This is a genomic window from Jatrophihabitans sp., from assembly GCF_036388195.1.
Classification (GTDB): Bacteria; Actinomycetota; Actinomycetes; order Mycobacteriales; family Jatrophihabitantaceae; genus Jatrophihabitans_A.
This window is the reverse complement of the sequence record NZ_DASVSG010000051.1, coordinates 36,314-53,599: the sequence shown is the minus strand read 5'-3', so window position 1 is coordinate 53,599 and position 17,286 is coordinate 36,314. Positions and strand designations below refer to the sequence as shown.

Below are 17,286 nucleotides of genomic sequence, written 5' to 3'. Positions count from 1 at the left end.
CCGCGTGGTGCTGCCGACCCACTTCCAGTACTCGTGGCTGGATGCCCTCACCCCGGTGATCAGCTGGGACGACATGATCCGCGGCTGCGCGCTGTCGGTGATCTACAGCGCCGTGTTCTTCACCCTGGCCTGGACCAGGTTCGCCCGCAAGGACATCACCAGCTGACCCGAGCGTCACCCAACCGGCGTGTGAGCGTCGCTCCGGGCAGCTCAACGCCCGGTGGGTTGCGCTTCGGGCAGCTCAACGCCCGGTGGGTTGCGCTTCGGTCGCCTCTCATGCCCGGATGTTCCTGCGGGGCTCCTGCTCCGGGTCGACCCAGGCCGGTGGCACGAACCACGGCACGCCGTCGAGCATGGTGATGGTCCAGCCGCCGGTGTCGATGCGGTCGTGGTGGAAGTCGCACAGGAGGCAGAGATTGTCGAGATCGGTGGCGCCGCCGTGCCGCCAGGCTTTGATGTGGTGTTTCTCGGTCCACTCCGGCGGGTCGGCACAGCCTGGGAAGGCGCAACCCTGGTCGCGGGCGATCAGGGCCAGGGTTTGTTTATCGGTGGCGGTGCGTCGGGTGGTGCCGTAGTTGAGGATGCCGCCCGTGCTGTTGTGCACGATCCAGCCGATCGCTGCCTGGTCGGCCATCCGCAAGGCTTGGTCGACGCTGAGCTTCTGCCCGTAGCTCGTCTGCGCCAGGCCGGCGCCGGTCTCGAACTGGTCGGCGGTCATGGTGATCAGCACGGTCGCCGGAATTCCACTGCTGGTGGGCAGTTCCCCGGCACGCAGGGCCAGCTTCAGCACCGATCCGAAGGCGTCGTGCAGCCGCTGCCGGGCGCTGCGCTCATCCCGATCACCTGCGGTGGACGGTTTCGGGGCGGCCAGTGCGTGCAGCACGGTCATCGCCAGCGCGGCGGTCTCGGGATCGAGGTCGGCGGTCAGCCGGTGCATCCCGTCACCGGTCGGCACGCAGGTCAGGAACCGGCGGCGTTGCTGGCTTTGCTCGTCGGCGAGCCGGCCGTTCGGGTCCAGGGTGTCGATCAACTGCCGGGCAATGCCGGCCAGGATGGCGGCGTTGAAGTTCTGTGCCTGTTCGACGAGGAATGCCTCCGCGTCGGCTTGGTCCGGCACCGGCAGTTGCGCGGCCCGCAGCCGGTTCATCGTCCGGATGATGACCTCGGCGTGCTTGGCGGTGATGGCTCCCGCCACACGTGCGGCGGCGGTGACCGGCAGCAGGGGTGGCAGCCAGTCTCCGGTCAGGGTGCTGCGGGGTCCCAGTTCGTGGGCCTGTCTCACGCGGGCTGAGCTCTCGGCCGGGGACAGGTTCAACAGTCCGGACAGCAACTGGGCAGGCCCGCGCAACACCAACCGGCCGGGCAGATTCCGAGCTTCCAGTTCCGCGATCAGTGTTGCGTCCAGGGCTTCCAGTTGCCGCCGGGCCCGCTCGGTAACCCGGATCACCTCCAGCAGTTCGTCATCAGCCAACGTCGACAACGAGCACTCGGCAAGCTCGGCAACGGCGGCCGGCAACCCGGAAGCAGCAAGCACCGCCGCACCCGCATCCACCGCCGTCGTCATACATCAGACACTACGACAGAGGTCTGACAGAACTGGTTCCACATACAGGACAAGGTCATTACGCAATCGCTGTTGGCCGACTCAGAGCACCAGCAGGCCGACCAGGGTGAGGTAGTCGAAGCGGGTGTGCGAATAGTCGGCGGCCCTACGATGTGCCGGCGATTCCGAGGAACACCATGATGCCGCGGTTGACGCGCAGCAGGTCGGCATCGGAGAGAACGCCGAGCTTGCTGCCCAGCCTGCGGCGATGGACTGTCGTGATCTTGTCGAGCATCAGACGGCTCGTGGAATCCAGCCCGTTCGTGGGCGAAGGCGCTATCTCCAACCGGAACAGCGGGGCATCGGTGGGGTCGGAGGTGAACAGGCAGACCGTAATCGAGTCGGTGTCGAAGTGATCGTCCTGCAGGATGAGCGCCGGCCGCGGCTTGCTGGCGTAGTCACCCCCGCCGGCAACGGTCCAGATCTCGCCTCGCCTCAATCCTCAGACCATTCCGATACCGAGTCGACGAACGCCTGATCCGCTTCCGCGCCCTGACTCGCCGAGACAGCACGGGACTGCCTGTGCGCCTCCTCGGCGAACCCCGGGGCGGCCATGTCAGGAACCCAGATCTGTATCGGACGCAGACCTTGCGCTCGCAGTCGAGCGCGATAGGCCCGCACCCGGGAGCGAGTCGTTGTGCTTGCCACCAGCTCACCTCCGCTTGTTACATGTAACGGTAGCAGTCGTTCGCGTAACAGCACATGATGGTCGGTGACTGCAGAGCAATTACCCGACGTAAACACCTCTTGCCGATCTTTGTCACGATCGCTACTCTCCGTGCATGAAAAGACGATTTGTCCGGGTTATCTCCTCTGCGGTGGCGGCCTTGTCGGTCGTCGCGGTCGCTAATGCGCCACAGGCGGCGGCGTACAACACGCTGGGCTGCAAGTGGTCGCACAGCGGCATCAGCTTCTACGTGCCCTCGCCCTACATCTCCTATCCGTACTGGAGCAACGCCGCGGCGTCCTGGGGCGGTCTGGACGGGCGGATCCTCTGGAACACCCGGCCCGCCGACTTCACCGGCCTGAACGAGAGCCGCGGCAACACGGTGTCCTGGACCGGCGTCACCCGCGCCCTCGGCACCGTCCAGAGCTTCCCGCCGTGCTCCGGTGGGCACTGGGTGTCCGGCCAGATGGAGGTCGTGCTCAACTGGACGCTGGTCTCCGGCTACAGCTCCTCCAAGATCCAGGGGGTGGCGGCCCACGAGATCGGGCACGCCTTCGGCCTGGCCCACAACACCGCCTCGACCGGAATCCTGATGTACCCCTACGACAGCCGCACGGTCAGCGGACCGGCCAGCGACGACAAGGCAGGCGTCAATGCGCTCTATTAATGCTGCGATCCTCGCGCTGGCTTCGGCCGGGCTGCTGAGCGTGACCGGGTGCGGGAGCGACAGCTCGGACGCCAAGGTGCCCAGGATCGCTGAGGTCGGTTCGCGGGCCCACATCTTCCAGAACGTCTCTGAGCTGACCGAGCGCGCCAGCGCCGTGGTCGTCGCCACCTCGACCGGCCAGGTGGTGGCCAAGCCGTTCCCGGCCGGCGGGGCTCCGACGGTCTACGTGCGCATGCACGTCTCGAAGGTGATCTCCGGGTCCACCACCTCCAACGACATCGAGGTCGTGACCCCCGGCGATGACGTCGAGACCGGCAAGCCGGCGCTGCTCACCGGCGGGAAGTACCTGCTCTTCCTGACCCCCGCCATGTACGCGGCCAACGACCCGGCCGGCGGCTACGCGATCGTGGGCGGCCCGGCCGGCGCCTACGTCGCACGGGCCCAGTCCGATCAGTTCACCAAGATCGACGTCGAGAGCAAGGCGCTGCCCCAGACCATCACCCTGGGCACGACGCACCTGCCGGCCGTCACCAAGTCCGAACGGCAACTGCTCCAGGAAGGGCCTGCCTGACCTCCGACCGCCGGCTGGGCCGAGCCGGCGCCGGACGTACCCGAGCTAGGGACATACCCCCGAGCTACGGCCGGCCGAGCGCCCGGTAGGTCCAGCCGGCGGCCCGCCACTGCACCGGGTCGAGCACGTTGCGGCCGTCCACGACGTTGCGCTGGACGACCCGGGCGCCGATCGCGTGCGGATCCATCGCGCGGAAGATCGACCACTCGGTCAGCAGCATGATCAGGTCGGCCTGCTCGACCGCCTCCTCCAGCGAGGCCGCGTAGTCCAGCTCCGGGTGCAGCCGTTGCGCGCTGGCATTGGCCTCGGGGTCGAACACCAGCACGCTGGCGCCCCGCCGGCCGACCGCGGCAGCCACGTCCAGGGCGGGTGAGTCCCGGACGTCGTCGGAGTTCGGTTTGAACGCAGCACCCAGGATGGCGACCCGGGTGCCGCGGTACGAGCCGTCCAGCAGGTCCAGGCCGAGCTCGACGGTCCGGGCCCGGCGGCGCTGGTTGATCTCGTCGACGTCGCGCAGGAACGACACCGCCTGGTCGACCCCCAGCTCCTCGGCCCGGGCGATGAAGGCCCGGATGTCCTTGGGCAGGCAGCCACCGCCGAAGCCGAGGCCGGCATTGAGGAACCGCCGGCCGATCCGGACGTCATGGCCGATGGCGTCGGCGAGCTGGGTGACGTCGGCGCCGGTGGCCTCGCACACCTCGGCCATGGCGTTGATGAAGCTGATCTTGGTAGCCAGGAACGAGTTGGCGGCGACCTTGACCAGCTCCGCGGTGGCGAAGTCGGTGACGATCACCGGGGCGCCGGTGTCGATGACCGGCGCGTACGCCGAGCGCAGCGTCTGCTCGGCCCACTCGCTGCGCACCCCGAAGACCAGCCGGTCCGGACGCAGGGTGTCCTCGACCGCGAAGCCCTCGCGCAGGAACTCGGGATTCCAGGCCAGCTCCACCTCCGGGTGCGGCGCGTGCTCGGCCAGCAGCTCGGCCAGCTGCGCCGCGGTCCCGGCCGGCACCGTGGACTTGCCGACCACCAGCACCTTCCGGTCCAGGCGAGGCGCCAGCGACCGGAACGCCGTCCAGAGGTAGCTGAGGTCCGCGGCGTACTGCCCCTCCTTCTGCGGGGTGCCGACGCAGACGAAGTGGACGTCGGCGAACTCGGCTGCCTCGGCGTAGTCGGTGGTGAACCGCAGCCGTCCGGAGTCGATGTGCTTGGCCAGCAGCTCGGGCAGCCCCGGCTCGAAGAACGGGATCCGGCCGGCCCGCAACGTCTCGATCCGGTCGGCGTCGACGTCCAGGCCGATGACCTCGTACCCCAGCTCGACCATGCACACCGCATGCGTGGCCCCGAGATAGCCGGTGCCGATCACCGAGAGGCGAGGACGCTGAGTCATGACTGGCCTCCTGGACGGTGGACGGTGGACGCCCCGGCGAGGCGGCCGGGCCGGATCCGAGGCTATCGCTTCGGTGAGGTAGCACCGGTTTCGCTCGCCGGGCAGCCGGGGATTGCCCTGATCGAGGCGCCCGGGACGGCCGTGCGGCCAGCCGCAGTGATGATGCGCGCAGATCGTTGCGAAGCCGCTACCGATGGGTAACGCTTATCGCCATGGCGCTCAATCCGAACTTCGACAGCTACCGGCTCAGCGACGAGCACACCATGTTGCGCGAGGCGGTGCGCTCGCTGGCCGAGGACAAGATCGCGCCCAGGGCCGCCGAGGTGGACCGGACCGCGCAGTTCCCGCACGATGTGCTGGCCGCCCTGGTCCGCTCGGGTTTCCACGCCGTCCACATCCCCGAGGAGTACGGCGGCGCCGGCGCGGATTCGCTGGCCACCGCGATCGTGATCGAGGAGGTGGCCAGGGTCTGCGCGTCGTCCTCGCTGATCCCGGCGGTGAACAAGCTCGGCACCATGCCGCTGCTGCTGTCGGCCTCGGAGGACCTGAAGAAGCAGGTGCTGCCGCCGGTGGCCTCCGGTGAGGCGATGTTCTCCTACGCGCTGTCCGAGCGCGAGGCCGGCTCCGACGCCGCCGCGATGCGCACCCGGGCGGTGCTCGATGGCGACCACTGGGTGCTCAACGGCACCAAGTGCTGGATCAGCAATGCGGGCGTGTCCACCCACTACACGGTGATGGCGGTGACCGACCCGTCGCAGGGCGCCCGGGGCATCTCGGCGTTCGTGGTGCACAAGGACGACCCCGGCTTCTCGGTCGGCATGCACGAGCGCAAGCTGGGCATCAAGGGCTCGCCGACGTGCGAGATCCACTTCGAGAACTGCGCCATCCCCGTGGACCGCATCATCGGCGAGCCCGGCACCGGGTTCAAGACCGCGCTGGCCACCCTCGACCACACCCGGCTGACCATCGGCGCCCAAGCGCTCGGGATCGCCCAGGGCGCCATCGACGCCTCGATCGCGTACATGAAGGAGCGCAAGCAGTTCGGCAAGCCGATCGCGGACTTCCAGGGACTGCAGTTCATGCTCGCCGACATGGTCATGCAGACCGAGGCGGCCCGGCAGCTGATCTACGCGGCGGCCGCGAAGGCTGAGCGGGGGGAGCCGGGGCTGACCTGGTACTCGGCGTCGGCGAAGGCGTTCGCCTCGGACGTGGCGATGAAGGTCACCACCGACGCGGTGCAGATCTTCGGCGGCTACGGCTACACCGAGGACTTCCCGGTGGAGCGGATGATGCGCGACGCCAAGATCACCCAGATCTACGAGGGCACCAACCAGATCAACCGGATGGTCATCGCCCGCCAGATCCTGAAGTAGCCCCTTAGGCTCGCCATCGCCCGGAGCCGACGAGCGGCACGCATGGTTGTCGCCCGGGGGCGTGGCGTCGATGTCTTCGCCCCTTGATCATCGAGGCGTCTGTTGGCTGGTGGAGGTGTCCAGCACCCAAGCTGTTCGTGGCGGTGGCGCTCGGTTCCGTGGTGCTGGCGATCTTCTACGCCACCAGCCGGGACAGCATGCCCGAGATGAACTGGAAGGCCGGCGCGACCTGGGTGTTGCCCTGGCTGGGTGGCCTGTGCCTGATCAGCTACCTCGGCGACTACCCGGAGAAGAGCAAGCACGCGGGCAACACCTCGACGATCGGCTTCGAGATGGGCTTCGTCGTGCTGCTCGTCCTGTCAGCGGTCGTGTACTGGCTCGCCCTGAAGGTCCGGATGTCCGACGACCGGGTCGCAGCCAACCTGGAGCAGATGGCCGCCAGCGCTGCCGAGGAGGACAGGGAACTCGGCTCCACCGCCAGGTGAACGACGTTGACAGGTCGTAGTCTCTGCCAATGACCGAAGATCCATCGTCCCAGAAATTCGAACCGGAGAAGATCCGGGCTGCCTCGCGCAGCACGCATCGAATGGTTGGGATCATTAGTTGCTTCGGCTTTTTCCTCTACCTTGTCGTCACCGCTGGAAACGCCTATATGAACGTGCTCGGATTACCTGCGCTGCGCGGCCGGCCGGTGATGACTATCCCGACCGATACAACGCTGGGCTTGCTCGGTGTAACAGCCACCGTGCTGGTGGCTTTCATCGCCAGCTTGTGGACGTCCGCGCAGTTGCCGGTGGCGGTGCAGTCGGCCTACGGCCTCGGACGGCGAGTAGTTCTCATCGACGTCATCCTTGTCACTGGTGGAGGTAGCGTGTTTGTCGGCCTCGCTGGGGCGCTACACGGCTGGGGTGAGCACGTCAATGTAATAGTATCGTTGGCCATTCTCGGTCTGAGTGTGGCGCTTGCTTACGTTGCCGCCGAGATCGGCGAGTTCATCAAACGAGACCAGGAAACCCGTCAAAGCCTGGAGTCCATGGCGTATCAAACAAAGATGAATCGCCTGCGCAACGCCCGACGATGTTGGCTGCGACGATCCCGCCAGGCTGGTAGCCGCCGCATGCGGCGCGGCCTGCTGGCCAGGCTTCGGCAGAACCTTGGCTGGGTGATGGCTGCCGCCCTACTCCAGTGCGCTGCATTGCTTGCCTGGAACGGTGGGCGAGATCTGGCGCAGTACCTGGCCATCGCCGTTGGTTACGTTCTCTGGTCTCTTATCGTGGGTCAGCTGATGGCTCACTATGCTGCGCTGACATTTGTCCAGCGAAATTGGTGGGCCCTATTGTTGGTGAGCGTTATCAGCCTGCTGGTCCTGGCAGTCAACGCAGGTCTTGCCCTCGGCTTGGCGCTGGTGTTGGAACGAAACGCGAGCATGCCAGCGATCGCCACTCATGCATTCGCATGGTCGACACTCTTCGGCCCGTTGCTCTTGTGCCTAGTCGGGCTTACGGTGGCGCCGACCGCGTGGCGCCGGTTCCGGCCAATGCGAGAAGTACGATGGGGCGTTATCAGCGCCCTGTCACGGCACATCGACAAGCAATCCAGCAGGGAGTCTGACGAAGACTCCAGCGCTCGTCCCGGCTGGCACGCGATGATACGTCGCAGGCTGGCCACGGCGATCCGAACCGCTACTGGAGTGGAACCGATCGCAGGCAACCCTGCGCCCTGAGCCGGGCGACCTTGACGCCGCCGGCCCTCAGCGTCAGCTGACCTCGCGGTCCACCTGGACGTGCCCGGCCTCCAGGTCGACGTAGATGGTGATCGGCGGCCCGGTCACCCCGGCCGGCGGCCGGAGCTCGGAGTGGACGTTCATGCCGTCGACGTGCTGGCCGGTGTCGTAGTCGCGGCCGTTGGTGATCTCGCCCAGGTGGACGTCGGCGATCACCGTGGCGTTCAGGCCGGCCGGCAGGAACACCCGCACCTCGCCGGCGGCCTGCGACAGGCGCACCGTCCGGGCCGAGTCCAGCGTGCCCAGCGCGGTCAGGTCCAGTGTGGACCGGCCGGCGAACAGGCGATGATCGACCAGCTGGTCGGCCGACACGGGCTTCCAACCCTGCTCACCGGAACCGTCGGTCAGGCTGGTCCGGGTTGCGCCGAGGGCGAAGGTGGCCAGCGCCAGCACCGCGATCGGCGCCAGCAGCGACAGGGTCAGCCGCCGGGTGATCACGCTGACCAGCAGGCCGGTGCCCAGCACCGCCAGACCGACCCAGAGGTACGCCGGGAACGGCACCCGGCCGAACCCGTCCAGCAGCGCCACCACCGTCCAGGCGATCGCCAGGCTGCCCGCGACGCCGACCTTGATCGGCCGCCGCCGCCGAACCCGCTCGCGGTGCGCCGCCCCGGCTTCGGTGAGCCAGGCCTGCATCGATCGCCGGGTGTCGCTCAGCGGCGGGATCAGCGGGGTCTGACCTGCATCCGAGGCGGTCTGCGGCTCGCCGGCCGCCGGCGGCGACCACTCCAGGGCCGGACCGGGCAACGGCTGGCGCTCGAACCGCTCCAGCCGGTGGATCAGCAGCAGCAGCAGCAACGCCAGCAGCATGATCGCCGGGAACGTCGGGCCCGGGGACCACCAGGAGAACCAGCCGACCCAGAGCACGATGGCGCCGCCGATCAGTACCAGCCAGGGCGGGATCCGGCGTACCCGCAGCTGCGTGATGGCCTTGTCCAGCGCCGACGTGCCGACCTCCGGCTCGGGCACCAGCAGCCACGCCACGCCGTACATCACCAGCCCGACGCCGCCGAAGAAGGACAGCACCGCGAACAGCACCCGGAAGATCACCGGGTCCACGCCGAAGTACTCGCCCAGCCCGCCGGCGACTCCGGAGATCATCCGGTCGGTGCGGCTGCGGCGAAGCCACCGCTGCGGCGCCGGGCCGCCCGGGGAGGAGTGGGTCGGCGGCGCGGGATAGCCGGGCGGCGGCGGGGTGGGCGGCACCGGCCCCGAGCCGGGATCAGTCATCGTCATGCCGTTCAGCCTGGGCGATGGGGCGCTGTCACGGTATCGGGAACCACCCCCAACCGTCCCTGATCCGCGCTGAGCATCCAACTGGGTCCTTCACCTGATGCCGAGCGGCCCCGGTGCCAGCCAGAATGGGAACACGATGACTACGCCCCTGTCCGTCGAGCCCGCTGCCGCCGAGCCGCAGCAACCCGTCCGGCTCTACCGCAACCTGCACGGCCGGCTGCTCGGCGGGGTGGCCGGCGCGCTGGCCGACCACCTCGGCCTGCGGCGGAGCGTGGTCCGGCTCGCCTTCGTCCTGCTGTCCTTCAGCGGGGGCCTCGGGGTGCTGCTCTACGGCGCCTTCTGGATCGTGCTGCGGACCCGGTCCGAGGACGAGCCCGAAGGCTCGGCCCGCTCGGCGGCGCAGTACGTGGTGGCGGCCGTCGCCGCGGCCGTGGTGCTGCTGATCAACGCCCACACCCTGCCGCTGGGCTGGTGGTTCGTGCCGTCGTTGCTGGCCTGCTTCGGCGCCGCGCTGCTCTGGCGGCAGGCCTCGGAGACCGAGCGGGAACGCTGGCGGCGGCTGTCGAGCTCGTCGCTGGCCGCCGGCGCCACCGATCGGATCGGCTGGCTGCGGATCATCGCCGGGGTCACGCTGGTGCTCACCGGAGCGGTGTTCATCCTGGCCCGGGCCGGCATCTCGGCGGCCGGCGCGGGCCTGGCCGCGGTGCTGGTGACCGCCGGTGGCCTCGCCCTGATCACCGGGCCGTGGTGGCTGAAGCTGGTGCGTGAGCTGTCCACCGAGCGCCGGGAGCGGATCCGCAACGAGGAGCGGGCCGACATCGCCGCGCACCTGCATGACTCGGTGCTGCAGACCCTGGCGCTGATCCAGCGCAATGCCCACCAGCCGCGTGAGGTCGCCCGGCTCGCGCGCAGCCAGGAACGCGAGCTGCGCACCAAGCTCTACGGCGCCGGAGTGCCCAACGGCCGGTTCGGCGCCGCCCTGCACGCCGCCGCGGCCGAGGTGGAGGACACCTATGCCATCGCCGTCGACGTGGTGGTGGTCGGTGACCATCCGATGGACAGCCGGCTGGACGCGCTGGTGGCGGCCAGCCGCGAAGCCCTCGTCAACGCCGCCAAGCACGCCCAGGTCACCAGCGTGTCGGTGTACGCCGAGCTCTCCGCCGACAGCGCCTCGGTGTTCGTGCGCGATCGCGGCGCCGGGTTCGACCCGGACCGGATCGATCCGAGCAGGCAGGGCATCCGCGGCTCTATCGTGGGCCGGTTGCAGCGCCAGCACGGCGCCGCGACGATCAGGTCCAGTCCGGGCCAGGGAACCGAAGTGCAACTGCGGGTGGAACTGGAATGAGGGACATGAGCCAAGACAGCCAAGACGCCTCCGGCCGGCCCAGGGTGGTGCTGGTCGATGACCATGCGATGTTCCGGGCCGGCGTCCGCGCCGAGATCGGCGCCGGGCTCGACATCGTCGGCGAGGCCGGCAGCGTCGCCGAGGCCATCGCCACGATCCGGCACACCGCCCCGGACGTGGTGCTGCTCGACGTGCACCTGCCCGACGGCGGTGGCCCGGCGGTGGTGGCGGCGGTGCTGCCGGAGCTGCCCGCGACCAAGTTCCTGGCGCTGTCGGTCTCCGACGCCGCCGAGGACGTGATCACCGTCATCCGGGCCGGCGCCCGCGGCTATGTCACCAAGACCATCTCCGGCGCCGACCTGACCGATGCCATCCGGCGGGTGGCCGACGGGGACGTGGTGTTCTCGCCCCGGCTGGCCGGCTTCGTGCTGGATGCCTTCCGCGACGGCGGGCACCCAGGGGGCGGCTCGGCAGGCCCGGTCGACCCGGAGCTGGATCAGCTCACCCCGCGCGAGCAGGAGGTGATGCGGCTGCTGGCCCGCGGCTACTCCTACCGCGAGATCGGGACGGAGCTGTTCATCTCGGTCAAGACGGTGGAGACGCATGCCTCCAACGTGCTGCGCAAGCTGCAGCTGTCCTCCCGCCACCAGCTGACCCGGTGGGCGGCCGACCGCCGGATCGTCTGAGCTACCGGGAGCCCCGGCAGACCCGCAGCACCGCATCGGCCAGCGCGGCGCCCTCGCTGCCGAGCCTGCTGCGGTAGTGGCCCAGGATCGCGCGTTCGCGGCCCAGCTCGACGCGGGTGCCGCCGGCATTCAGCCGGGCCGTCTGGATGCGCTGCGACAGCTGGGCGCGCTCGGCGACCAGCCGGGTGATGGCGGTGTCCAGGGCATCGATCTGACCCCGCATCACGCCGATCCCGGCAGGATCGGCCGCCACGCTCGGCCCCGGCTGGGGCGCTGCTGGCTCGGTGCTGGTGTTGTGCACGGGAGGTTCCTCTCGGTGGAGCGAGGTGTCGTCCAGCCTCGAAGCGCAGGCCCCCGGAAAAGAAGAACGCCCCGGGCTCCGTGCGGCCCAGGGCGGGATCGGTCGGTGTGTCAGGTCAACCGGTCGCTGTGGGCGCCGCGATGCGGTACCCATAAAAAAACGTGCGTCCGGTGCTGTCCACGGGCCAATCCTGTCACGGGATGTCTGCGCCGGGCAACCCGCCCGGCGCTGCTTCTCACGATGGCGTGCTGCGCCGCTGCCGACGCCCGGCGCAGTAGCACTGGTTCTGACAGTGGCCCGTCGTAGGCTTGGTCCCGATGACCGCCGACGCCGCCCACTCCACCGCCCCCAGCCTGCCCAGCCGCCGCCGGCCCGCTCCGGTCGCCGCGGACGCAGGGCTGTTCGACGCGCCCACGTTCGCCGTGGAGCAGGCGCCGGACGAGCAGGTGTCCAGCGCCCCGGCCCGCCGTCCGGGCCTGTCGGTCGAGGGGCTGCTGGCCGGGCTGAACCCCCAGCAGCGGCTGGCCGTCGAGCACGCCGGCTCGCCGCTGCTGATCGTGGCCGGCGCCGGATCGGGCAAGACCCGGGTGCTCACCCAGCGGATCGGGTACCTGCTGACCGCCCGCGGCGTCCGGCCCGGTGAGATCCTGGCGATCACCTTCACCAACAAGGCCGCCGGGGAGATGAAGTCCCGGGTCGCCGAGCTGATCGGCGGGCGCGCCAACCTGATGTGGGTCTCGACCTTCCACTCCATGTGCGTGCGCATCCTGCGCGCCCAGGCCAAGCACATCGGGCTGAAGTCCTCGTTCACCATCTATGACGCCGACGACTCGCGGCGGCTGCTGACCATGGTGCTGCGCGAGCTGAGCCTGGACCCCAAGAGGTACCCGGCGCGGTCGATGGCGGTGCAGATCTCCAACCTCAAGAACGAGCTGATCTCGGCCGCCGACTTCGCCGAGCGGGCCGGCACCGCGCCGGAGAAGGTGCTCGCCGAGGTCTACCAGCGGTACCAGAGCCGGCTCACCGAATCCCACGCCCTGGACTTCGACGACCTGATCATGCGCACCGTGACCCTGTTGCAGGGGCTGCCCGAGGTCGCCGAGCACTACCGGCGGCGGTTCCGCCACGTCCTGGTCGACGAGTACCAGGACACCAACCACGCCCAGTACGTCCTCGTCGCGGAGCTGTGCAAGCCGGTCCCGCCCGGCCCGGACGGCGCCGGCGGCCTGCCCGCCGCGGAGCTGTGCGTGGTCGGGGATGCCGACCAGTCGATCTACGCCTTCCGCGGCGCGACGATCCGCAACATCGACGAGTTCGAACGGGACTATCCCGAGGCCACCACCATCCTGCTGGAGCAGAACTACCGCTCGACCCAGACCATCCTGGGCGCGGCCAACGCGGTGATCGCCCGCAACCCGGGCCGGCGGCCCAAGAATCTGTGGTCCGATGCCGGCGCCGGCGAGCAGATCGAGGGCTTCGTCGCCGAGAACGAGCACGAGGAGGCTCGCTGGGTCGCGCAGAAGATCGACGAGCTCAGCGATGCGGGGCTGGCCCAGCCGTCGGACGTGGCGGTGTTCTACCGCACCAACGCCCAGTCCCGGGTGTTCGAGGACATCTTCATCCGGCTGGGCCTGCCCTACAAGGTCGTCGGCGGTGTCCGGTTCTACGAGCGCAAGGAGATCCGGGACGCGCTGGCCTACCTGCGGGTGATCGCCAACCCGACCGACCTGGTGAGCCTGCGCCGGATCCTGAACACCCCGCGCCGCGGCATCGGCGACCGCGCCGAGCTGTTCGTCGAGACCTTCGCCAGCCAGGAGCGGATCCCGTTCGCCGAGGCGCTGATCCGGGCGGACCACATACCGGGGCTGGCCACCCGGTCGGCCAACGCGATCGCCGAGTTCGTCCGGCTGCTCGGCGAGCTGCGCGAGATCGCGGCCAGCGAGGAGCACGGCACGCCCAGCAACATCATCGAGGAGATGCTGACCCGGACCGGCTACCTGAAGGAGCTCGAAGCCAGCCACGACCCGCAGGACGAGAGCCGAGTCGACAACCTGCGCGAGCTGGTCAGCGTGGCCGCCGAGTTCGAGGAGCAGCGCGCCCAGCTGGACGAGCCGGCGGACCTCGATGCCTTCCTCGAGCACGTCTCCCTGGTCGCCGACGCCGACTCGATACCCGATGCCAGCGGCGGCGTGGTGACCCTGATGACCCTGCACACCGCCAAGGGCCTGGAGTTTCCGGTGGTGTTCCTGGCCGGCATGGAGGACGGGATCTTCCCGCACCTGCGCACCCTCGGTGAGCCCGACGAGCTGGCCGAGGAGCGGCGGCTGGCCTATGTCGGCATCACCCGGGCCCGGCAGCGGCTGTACCTGAGCCGGGCGGTGGCCCGCACCGCGTGGGGCCAGCCCGCCTTCAACCCGCCGTCCCGATTCCTCGACGAGGTGCCGATCGAGCACGTCCAGTGGAGCGGCGCCGTGGACCGGCAGCCGTTCGCCGGCTACCCCGACGAGGGCGGCGCCGGCTACTCCGATCACGGCTACCGGGCGCGGCCGGCCCAGGGCCGCCGGTTCACCCCGTCCGCGCCCTCGACGTTCGGGGCGGCGAAGCTGACCAAGCCGATGCTCAACCTGCAGGTCGGGGACCGGGTCAGCCACGACGGCTTCGGGCTGGGGACGGTGGTGGCGCTGCGCGGCGCCGCGGAGAAGGCGCAGGCCGAGGTGGACTTCGGCTCGCTCGGCCAGAAGTGGCTGGTGCTCCGGTTCGCCCCGCTGGTCAAGCTGTAAGCCGGGAGGGCGCCGTCACGGCCGGCACAGCTCGCTCGGGCCGGTGTAGTCGGGGGAGCGGAGCACGATCAGGTTCCCTCGGGTGAACACCGTGACGAAACCGGCCGCCCGCGAGTCGGCCAGCACCCGCTGCGGGGAGTCCAACGGGAAGCCGACCTGCTCCTGGCCCAGGTCCAGCACCACGAAGTCGGTTCGCGGGGTGGGGATGCCCGGCAACGTCACCCGATTGGTGGTGATCAGGTGGGTGGCCAGCCGGTCGTCCACCGAGACGCAGACGTTGGCCGGCACCTGGCGCACGGCGGCCTGCTGGTCCCGCAGGTGCGCGTCCATCTGCCAGGCCGAGCCGATCAGCATCCGGCGGATCACCGGCGCGGTGATGTTGGCGACGGTGTTCAGGTAGACCGGCACGATCACCAGCCAAGCCAGCATCACCCGGTTCAGCTTGGGCCTGTTCCAGATGCCGAGCCGGGCGCCGCCGTCCACCATGGCCAGCACCAGCACCAGCCAGGGCAGCGCGTTGTAGTGGAAGTGCGTCGTCCACACGTGCTCGCGGGAGTTGAAGAACCGCTCGGCCAGCAGCGGCGCCGCGATCAGGCAATAGCGCGAGCGAAGCGGCAGCAACGCCAGCGGCAGGAAGAAGTAGGCCAGCGTCTGGGCCTTGATGGCCGGGGTGAACAACAGCTGAACGGTGTGGACCGGGTGCGTGAGGATGGTGAGCAGCGCGTGCGGCAGGTCGGGCCCGAGCGCGTCGAACGTCCAGTACGCGAACTGCCCGGTCGGCGCGAACGCCGGGATGATCACCGCGGTCACCAGCAGGTAACCGGCGATGCCGGCGCCGATCAGCAGATAGCCGGTGCGCCGTGGCCGGTAGGCCAGCCGCACCAGCCCGATCATCACCAGCACCGCGCCCATGTCCTCGCGCACCAGCAGCAGCAGGCCGGCCGAGACGAGCAGGACCCGGTCGTCGCGGCGGTCCAGGGCGTCGACTGCCACCGCCAGGATCGGCAGCCCCCAGGCCACCTCGTGGAAGTCGAAGTCCACCATCGCCTGGATCGCCCAGCTCACCCCGTAGGCGACGGTCACCACCAGGGCGCCGCCGCGCGACATCCGCCGCAGCGCGAACGAGTAGACCACCGGCGCCGAGGCCGCGATCAGCGCCATCTGCACCAGCAGCAGCACGCAGGGGCTGTCCCAGATCCAGTACAGCGGCGCCGCCAGCGCGATGATCGGGTGGAAGTGGTCGGCCAGGATGTTGTAGTCGGCGCCCTTGAGCGGGACGTGTGGCGCCCGGAACCGGGCATAGTTGCGCACCGCCTGGTCGAAGATCCCCAGGTCATAGCCGGCGGTCAGGTAGGTGGCGTGCCGGAGCAGCCCGTACCCGCTGTAGACGACGAACAGCAGCCCGGTCAGCAGCGACACCTGCCAGTGCTCGGTGATCCGGGCGCGCGCCGATCGGGTGACCGTGGCCAGCGCGGCCAGGGCCGTCACTCCGTCCGCCGGGTCTGGATCCAGACCTGGCGCACCGCGTACCAGGTCAGCCACAGCAGCAGCAGGTTGCGCGCCGCCAGGTCCAGGGTCGTCAACGGCATCAGCGAATGGGTCTTGAGCAGCGCGTTGTAGCCGACCGGGAAGACCAACTGGGTCGCCAGCGCCGTGACCAGCAGCACCCGGGCGAAGGTGCGCACCGCGGGATTGGCCGGCGCCCGGACCGCCAGCGCCGCTGCCGGGCCGCCGAGCCACAGCAGGTACTGCGGGCTGAGGGTCTTGTTGGTCACCGTCACGATCAGCGCGGTCGCCAGGAAGATCCAGCCCAGCGTCTCGGCCGACGGCGCGGGTGCGGTATGGGCCCGCCACCACAGCGTCATCAGCAGCAGCCCGCCCAGCACCGTCAGCACGCTGGTCAGCTGGCTGGCCAGGTGCACCCCCGGGCCGAAGATCTCGAAGGCCTTGTACTGCGACAGCCGGACCTCCCAGGTGCCGACCGGGTGAACCATCCTGGCCAGCATCAGCGGGGTGGCGGCGATCGACTCGATCTGCAGGCCGCGGGCGGACTGCCAGTGCAGCGGCGACACCGTCCGGCTCACGCCGCCGACCGCCAGGGCCACCCCTCCGATCAGCGCCCCGACGCCGAAGAAGCCGGCCAGCACCCGGCGGCGATCACCCTGCCGGATCAGGAAGGCCGGCAGCATCACGACCGGCCAGAGCTTGAGCGCCGCTCCGCACGCGGTCAGCGCGCCGGCCAGCGCCGGCCGGCGGATCGCGGCCAGGATGGCGCCGCCGGCCAGGATCGCCGGCACCAGGTCGAACCGGAAATACGCCAGCGGCCCGATCGCCGGGACGAACCACAGCCACAGGTTGGTGGCATCCCCTCGGCGCCGGCGGTCACCGCGCCAGAGGAACCCGGTGAACACCGCATCGACGATCAGCATGGACAGCGCGAACAGGATGCTGAAGGCGACCTCGTTGAGGAAGCCCAGCAGGAACTGGGGCAGGATCACCACGAACACCGGCAGCGGGTATTCCTGCAGGGTGTTGCGCAGGCCGCCGCCCTCGAAGAGCTGGTGCAGGCTGCGCGCGTAGTACTTCACATCGCCGGTGACGTCGCTCTCGTGCCCGAACACCAGGATCGACAGGGTCAGCGCCCGGGACAGCAGCCATCGCATCGCGATCGAGTACCGGCCCTGCGCGACGATGGCCTCGGGCAGCTCGAGCTGGCGTAGCGGACGGCGCCTGACCTCGCTGGAACTGGTCATCGGCTGGACGCCCCCTGTATCGCGCTCCGGCCGGGCCGGCCGCTGCTGCCTTCGCAGTATCTCCGATGGAGCTGAGCGCGCGTGAGTGAGGATCGCAGCGACGAAGGAGCGAGGACCGGAGCGATTGGGGGCAG

16 protein-coding genes are annotated in these 17,286 nt (G+C 69.6%); 8 read left to right on the top strand and 8 right to left on the bottom strand.

Translation table 11 applies throughout. From position 1 onward, the window contains the following. Nucleotides 1-274: 274 nt before the first annotated feature. The 3 genes from VF612_RS04960 to VF612_RS04950 all read right to left on the bottom strand — a co-directional run bounded on the left by VF612_RS04960 (nt 275) and on the right by VF612_RS04950 (nt 2,251). The gene (locus VF612_RS04960) at nt 275-1,564 is read right to left on the bottom strand and encodes an HNH endonuclease signature motif containing protein (RefSeq protein ID WP_408658741.1); all 1,290 of its coding nucleotides are present in this window, start codon (nt 1,562-1,564) and stop codon (nt 275-277) included. A 145-nt stretch (nt 1,565-1,709) separates the two neighbouring features. After that, on the bottom strand, nt 1,710-2,042 hold the full coding sequence (locus VF612_RS04955) for a type II toxin-antitoxin system PemK/MazF family toxin (RefSeq protein WP_408658740.1): 333 nt from the start codon (nt 2,040-2,042) through the stop codon (nt 1,710-1,712). Then, nucleotides 2,039-2,251, bottom strand: coding sequence for an antitoxin MazE family protein (locus VF612_RS04950; protein ID WP_408658739.1), 213 nt, complete (start codon nt 2,249-2,251; stop codon nt 2,039-2,041). The genes VF612_RS04955 and VF612_RS04950 overlap by 4 nt, the downstream gene beginning before the upstream one ends. A gap of 134 nt (nt 2,252-2,385) precedes the next feature. Here VF612_RS04950 and VF612_RS04945 point away from each other — a divergent pair, with 134 nt between their 5' ends. Both VF612_RS04945 and VF612_RS04940 read left to right on the top strand, forming a co-directional pair. Continuing rightward, nucleotides 2,386-2,937 (top strand): matrixin family metalloprotease, encoded by a 552-nt coding sequence (locus VF612_RS04945; RefSeq protein ID WP_408658738.1) that lies wholly within the window; start codon nt 2,386-2,388, stop codon nt 2,935-2,937. Continuing rightward, nucleotides 2,924-3,508 carry a hypothetical protein gene (locus VF612_RS04940; protein ID WP_408658737.1) on the top strand — a complete coding sequence of 195 codons (585 nt, stop codon included), beginning with the start codon at nt 2,924-2,926 and terminating at the stop codon, nt 3,506-3,508. The genes VF612_RS04945 and VF612_RS04940 overlap by 14 nt, the downstream gene beginning before the upstream one ends. 64 nt (nt 3,509-3,572) lie before the next feature. Here the strand turns inward: VF612_RS04940 and VF612_RS04935 are convergent, their stop codons facing one another. Continuing rightward, complete coding sequence (locus VF612_RS04935) at nt 3,573-4,895, bottom strand: UDP-glucose dehydrogenase family protein (protein ID WP_408658736.1); 1,323 nt, start codon at nt 4,893-4,895, stop codon at nt 3,573-3,575. Between the two features lie 212 nt (nt 4,896-5,107). Between VF612_RS04935 and VF612_RS04930 the strand changes: the two genes are divergently transcribed. The 3 genes from VF612_RS04930 (at nt 5,108) to VF612_RS04920 (ending at nt 7,991) form a co-directional block, all read left to right on the top strand. Then, a complete protein-coding gene (locus VF612_RS04930) occupies nt 5,108-6,268 on the top strand; it encodes an acyl-CoA dehydrogenase (RefSeq protein ID WP_408658735.1) in 1,161 nt (386 codons plus the stop codon). A 143-nt stretch (nt 6,269-6,411) separates the two neighbouring features. After that, on the top strand, nt 6,412-6,753 hold the full coding sequence (locus VF612_RS04925) for a hypothetical protein (protein WP_408658734.1): 342 nt from the start codon (nt 6,412-6,414) through the stop codon (nt 6,751-6,753). A gap of 29 nt (nt 6,754-6,782) precedes the next feature. Then, entirely contained in the window at nt 6,783-7,991 is a 1,209-nt protein-coding gene (locus VF612_RS04920) for a hypothetical protein (protein ID WP_408658733.1), read from the top strand. A gap of 33 nt (nt 7,992-8,024) precedes the next feature. Here VF612_RS04920 and VF612_RS04915 read toward each other — a convergent pair whose 3' ends face one another. Then, a complete protein-coding gene (locus tag VF612_RS04915) occupies nt 8,025-9,287 on the bottom strand; it encodes a PspC domain-containing protein (protein ID WP_408658732.1) in 1,263 nt (420 codons plus the stop codon). A gap of 136 nt (nt 9,288-9,423) precedes the next feature. Between VF612_RS04915 and VF612_RS04910 the strand changes: the two genes are divergently transcribed. Beyond that, nucleotides 9,424-10,632 (top strand): PspC domain-containing protein, encoded by a 1,209-nt coding sequence (locus VF612_RS04910; RefSeq protein ID WP_408658731.1) that lies wholly within the window; start codon nt 9,424-9,426, stop codon nt 10,630-10,632. Continuing rightward, nucleotides 10,629-11,318: a LuxR C-terminal-related transcriptional regulator gene (locus VF612_RS04905; protein ID WP_408658730.1), complete on the top strand. Its 690-nt coding sequence runs from the start codon at nt 10,629-10,631 to the stop codon at nt 11,316-11,318. Before VF612_RS04910 ends, VF612_RS04905 begins: the two co-directional genes overlap by 4 nt. 1 nt (nt 11,319) lies before the next feature. Here VF612_RS04905 and VF612_RS04900 read toward each other — a convergent pair whose 3' ends face one another. After that, on the bottom strand, nt 11,320-11,619 hold the full coding sequence (locus VF612_RS04900) for a chorismate mutase (protein WP_408658729.1): 300 nt from the start codon (nt 11,617-11,619) through the stop codon (nt 11,320-11,322). Between the two features lie 317 nt (nt 11,620-11,936). Between VF612_RS04900 and pcrA the strand changes: the two genes are divergently transcribed. Then, nucleotides 11,937-14,399: a DNA helicase PcrA gene (gene pcrA, locus VF612_RS04895; protein WP_408658728.1), complete on the top strand. Its 2,463-nt coding sequence runs from the start codon at nt 11,937-11,939 to the stop codon at nt 14,397-14,399. 15 nt (nt 14,400-14,414) lie between these two features. Here the strand turns inward: pcrA and VF612_RS04890 are convergent, their stop codons facing one another. Beyond that, the gene (locus VF612_RS04890; protein WP_408658727.1) at nt 14,415-15,887 is read right to left on the bottom strand and encodes a DUF2079 domain-containing protein; all 1,473 of its coding nucleotides are present in this window, start codon (nt 15,885-15,887) and stop codon (nt 14,415-14,417) included. Further along, a complete protein-coding gene (locus VF612_RS04885) occupies nt 15,884-17,152 on the bottom strand; it encodes a glycosyltransferase 87 family protein (RefSeq protein WP_408658726.1) in 1,269 nt (422 codons plus the stop codon). Before VF612_RS04885 ends, VF612_RS04890 begins: the two co-directional genes overlap by 4 nt. Nucleotides 17,153-17,286 lie beyond the last annotated feature (134 nt).

Excerpts from the sequence above, each read along its gene's own strand:
- pcrA (WP_408658728.1), top strand. The coding sequence starts at position 11,937 with ATGACCGCCGACGCCGCCCACTCCACCGCCCCCAGCCTGCCCAGCCGC.
- VF612_RS04885 (WP_408658726.1), bottom strand. The coding sequence starts at position 17,152 with ATGACCAGTTCCAGCGAGGTCAGGCGCCGTCCGCTACGCCAGCTCGAG.
- VF612_RS04905 (WP_408658730.1), top strand. The coding sequence starts at position 10,629 with ATGAGGGACATGAGCCAAGACAGCCAAGACGCCTCCGGCCGGCCCAGG.
- VF612_RS04910 (WP_408658731.1), top strand. The coding sequence starts at position 9,424 with ATGACTACGCCCCTGTCCGTCGAGCCCGCTGCCGCCGAGCCGCAGCAA.
- VF612_RS04915 (WP_408658732.1), bottom strand. The coding sequence starts at position 9,287 with ATGACGATGACTGATCCCGGCTCGGGGCCGGTGCCGCCCACCCCGCCG.
- VF612_RS04960 (WP_408658741.1), bottom strand. The coding sequence starts at position 1,564 with ATGACGACGGCGGTGGATGCGGGTGCGGCGGTGCTTGCTGCTTCCGGG.
- VF612_RS04920 (WP_408658733.1), top strand. The coding sequence starts at position 6,783 with ATGACCGAAGATCCATCGTCCCAGAAATTCGAACCGGAGAAGATCCGG.
- VF612_RS04935 (WP_408658736.1), bottom strand. The coding sequence starts at position 4,895 with ATGACTCAGCGTCCTCGCCTCTCGGTGATCGGCACCGGCTATCTCGGG.
- VF612_RS04945 (WP_408658738.1), top strand. The coding sequence starts at position 2,386 with ATGAAAAGACGATTTGTCCGGGTTATCTCCTCTGCGGTGGCGGCCTTG.
- VF612_RS04930 (WP_408658735.1), top strand. The coding sequence starts at position 5,108 with ATGGCGCTCAATCCGAACTTCGACAGCTACCGGCTCAGCGACGAGCAC.
- VF612_RS04940 (WP_408658737.1), top strand. The coding sequence starts at position 2,924 with ATGCGCTCTATTAATGCTGCGATCCTCGCGCTGGCTTCGGCCGGGCTG.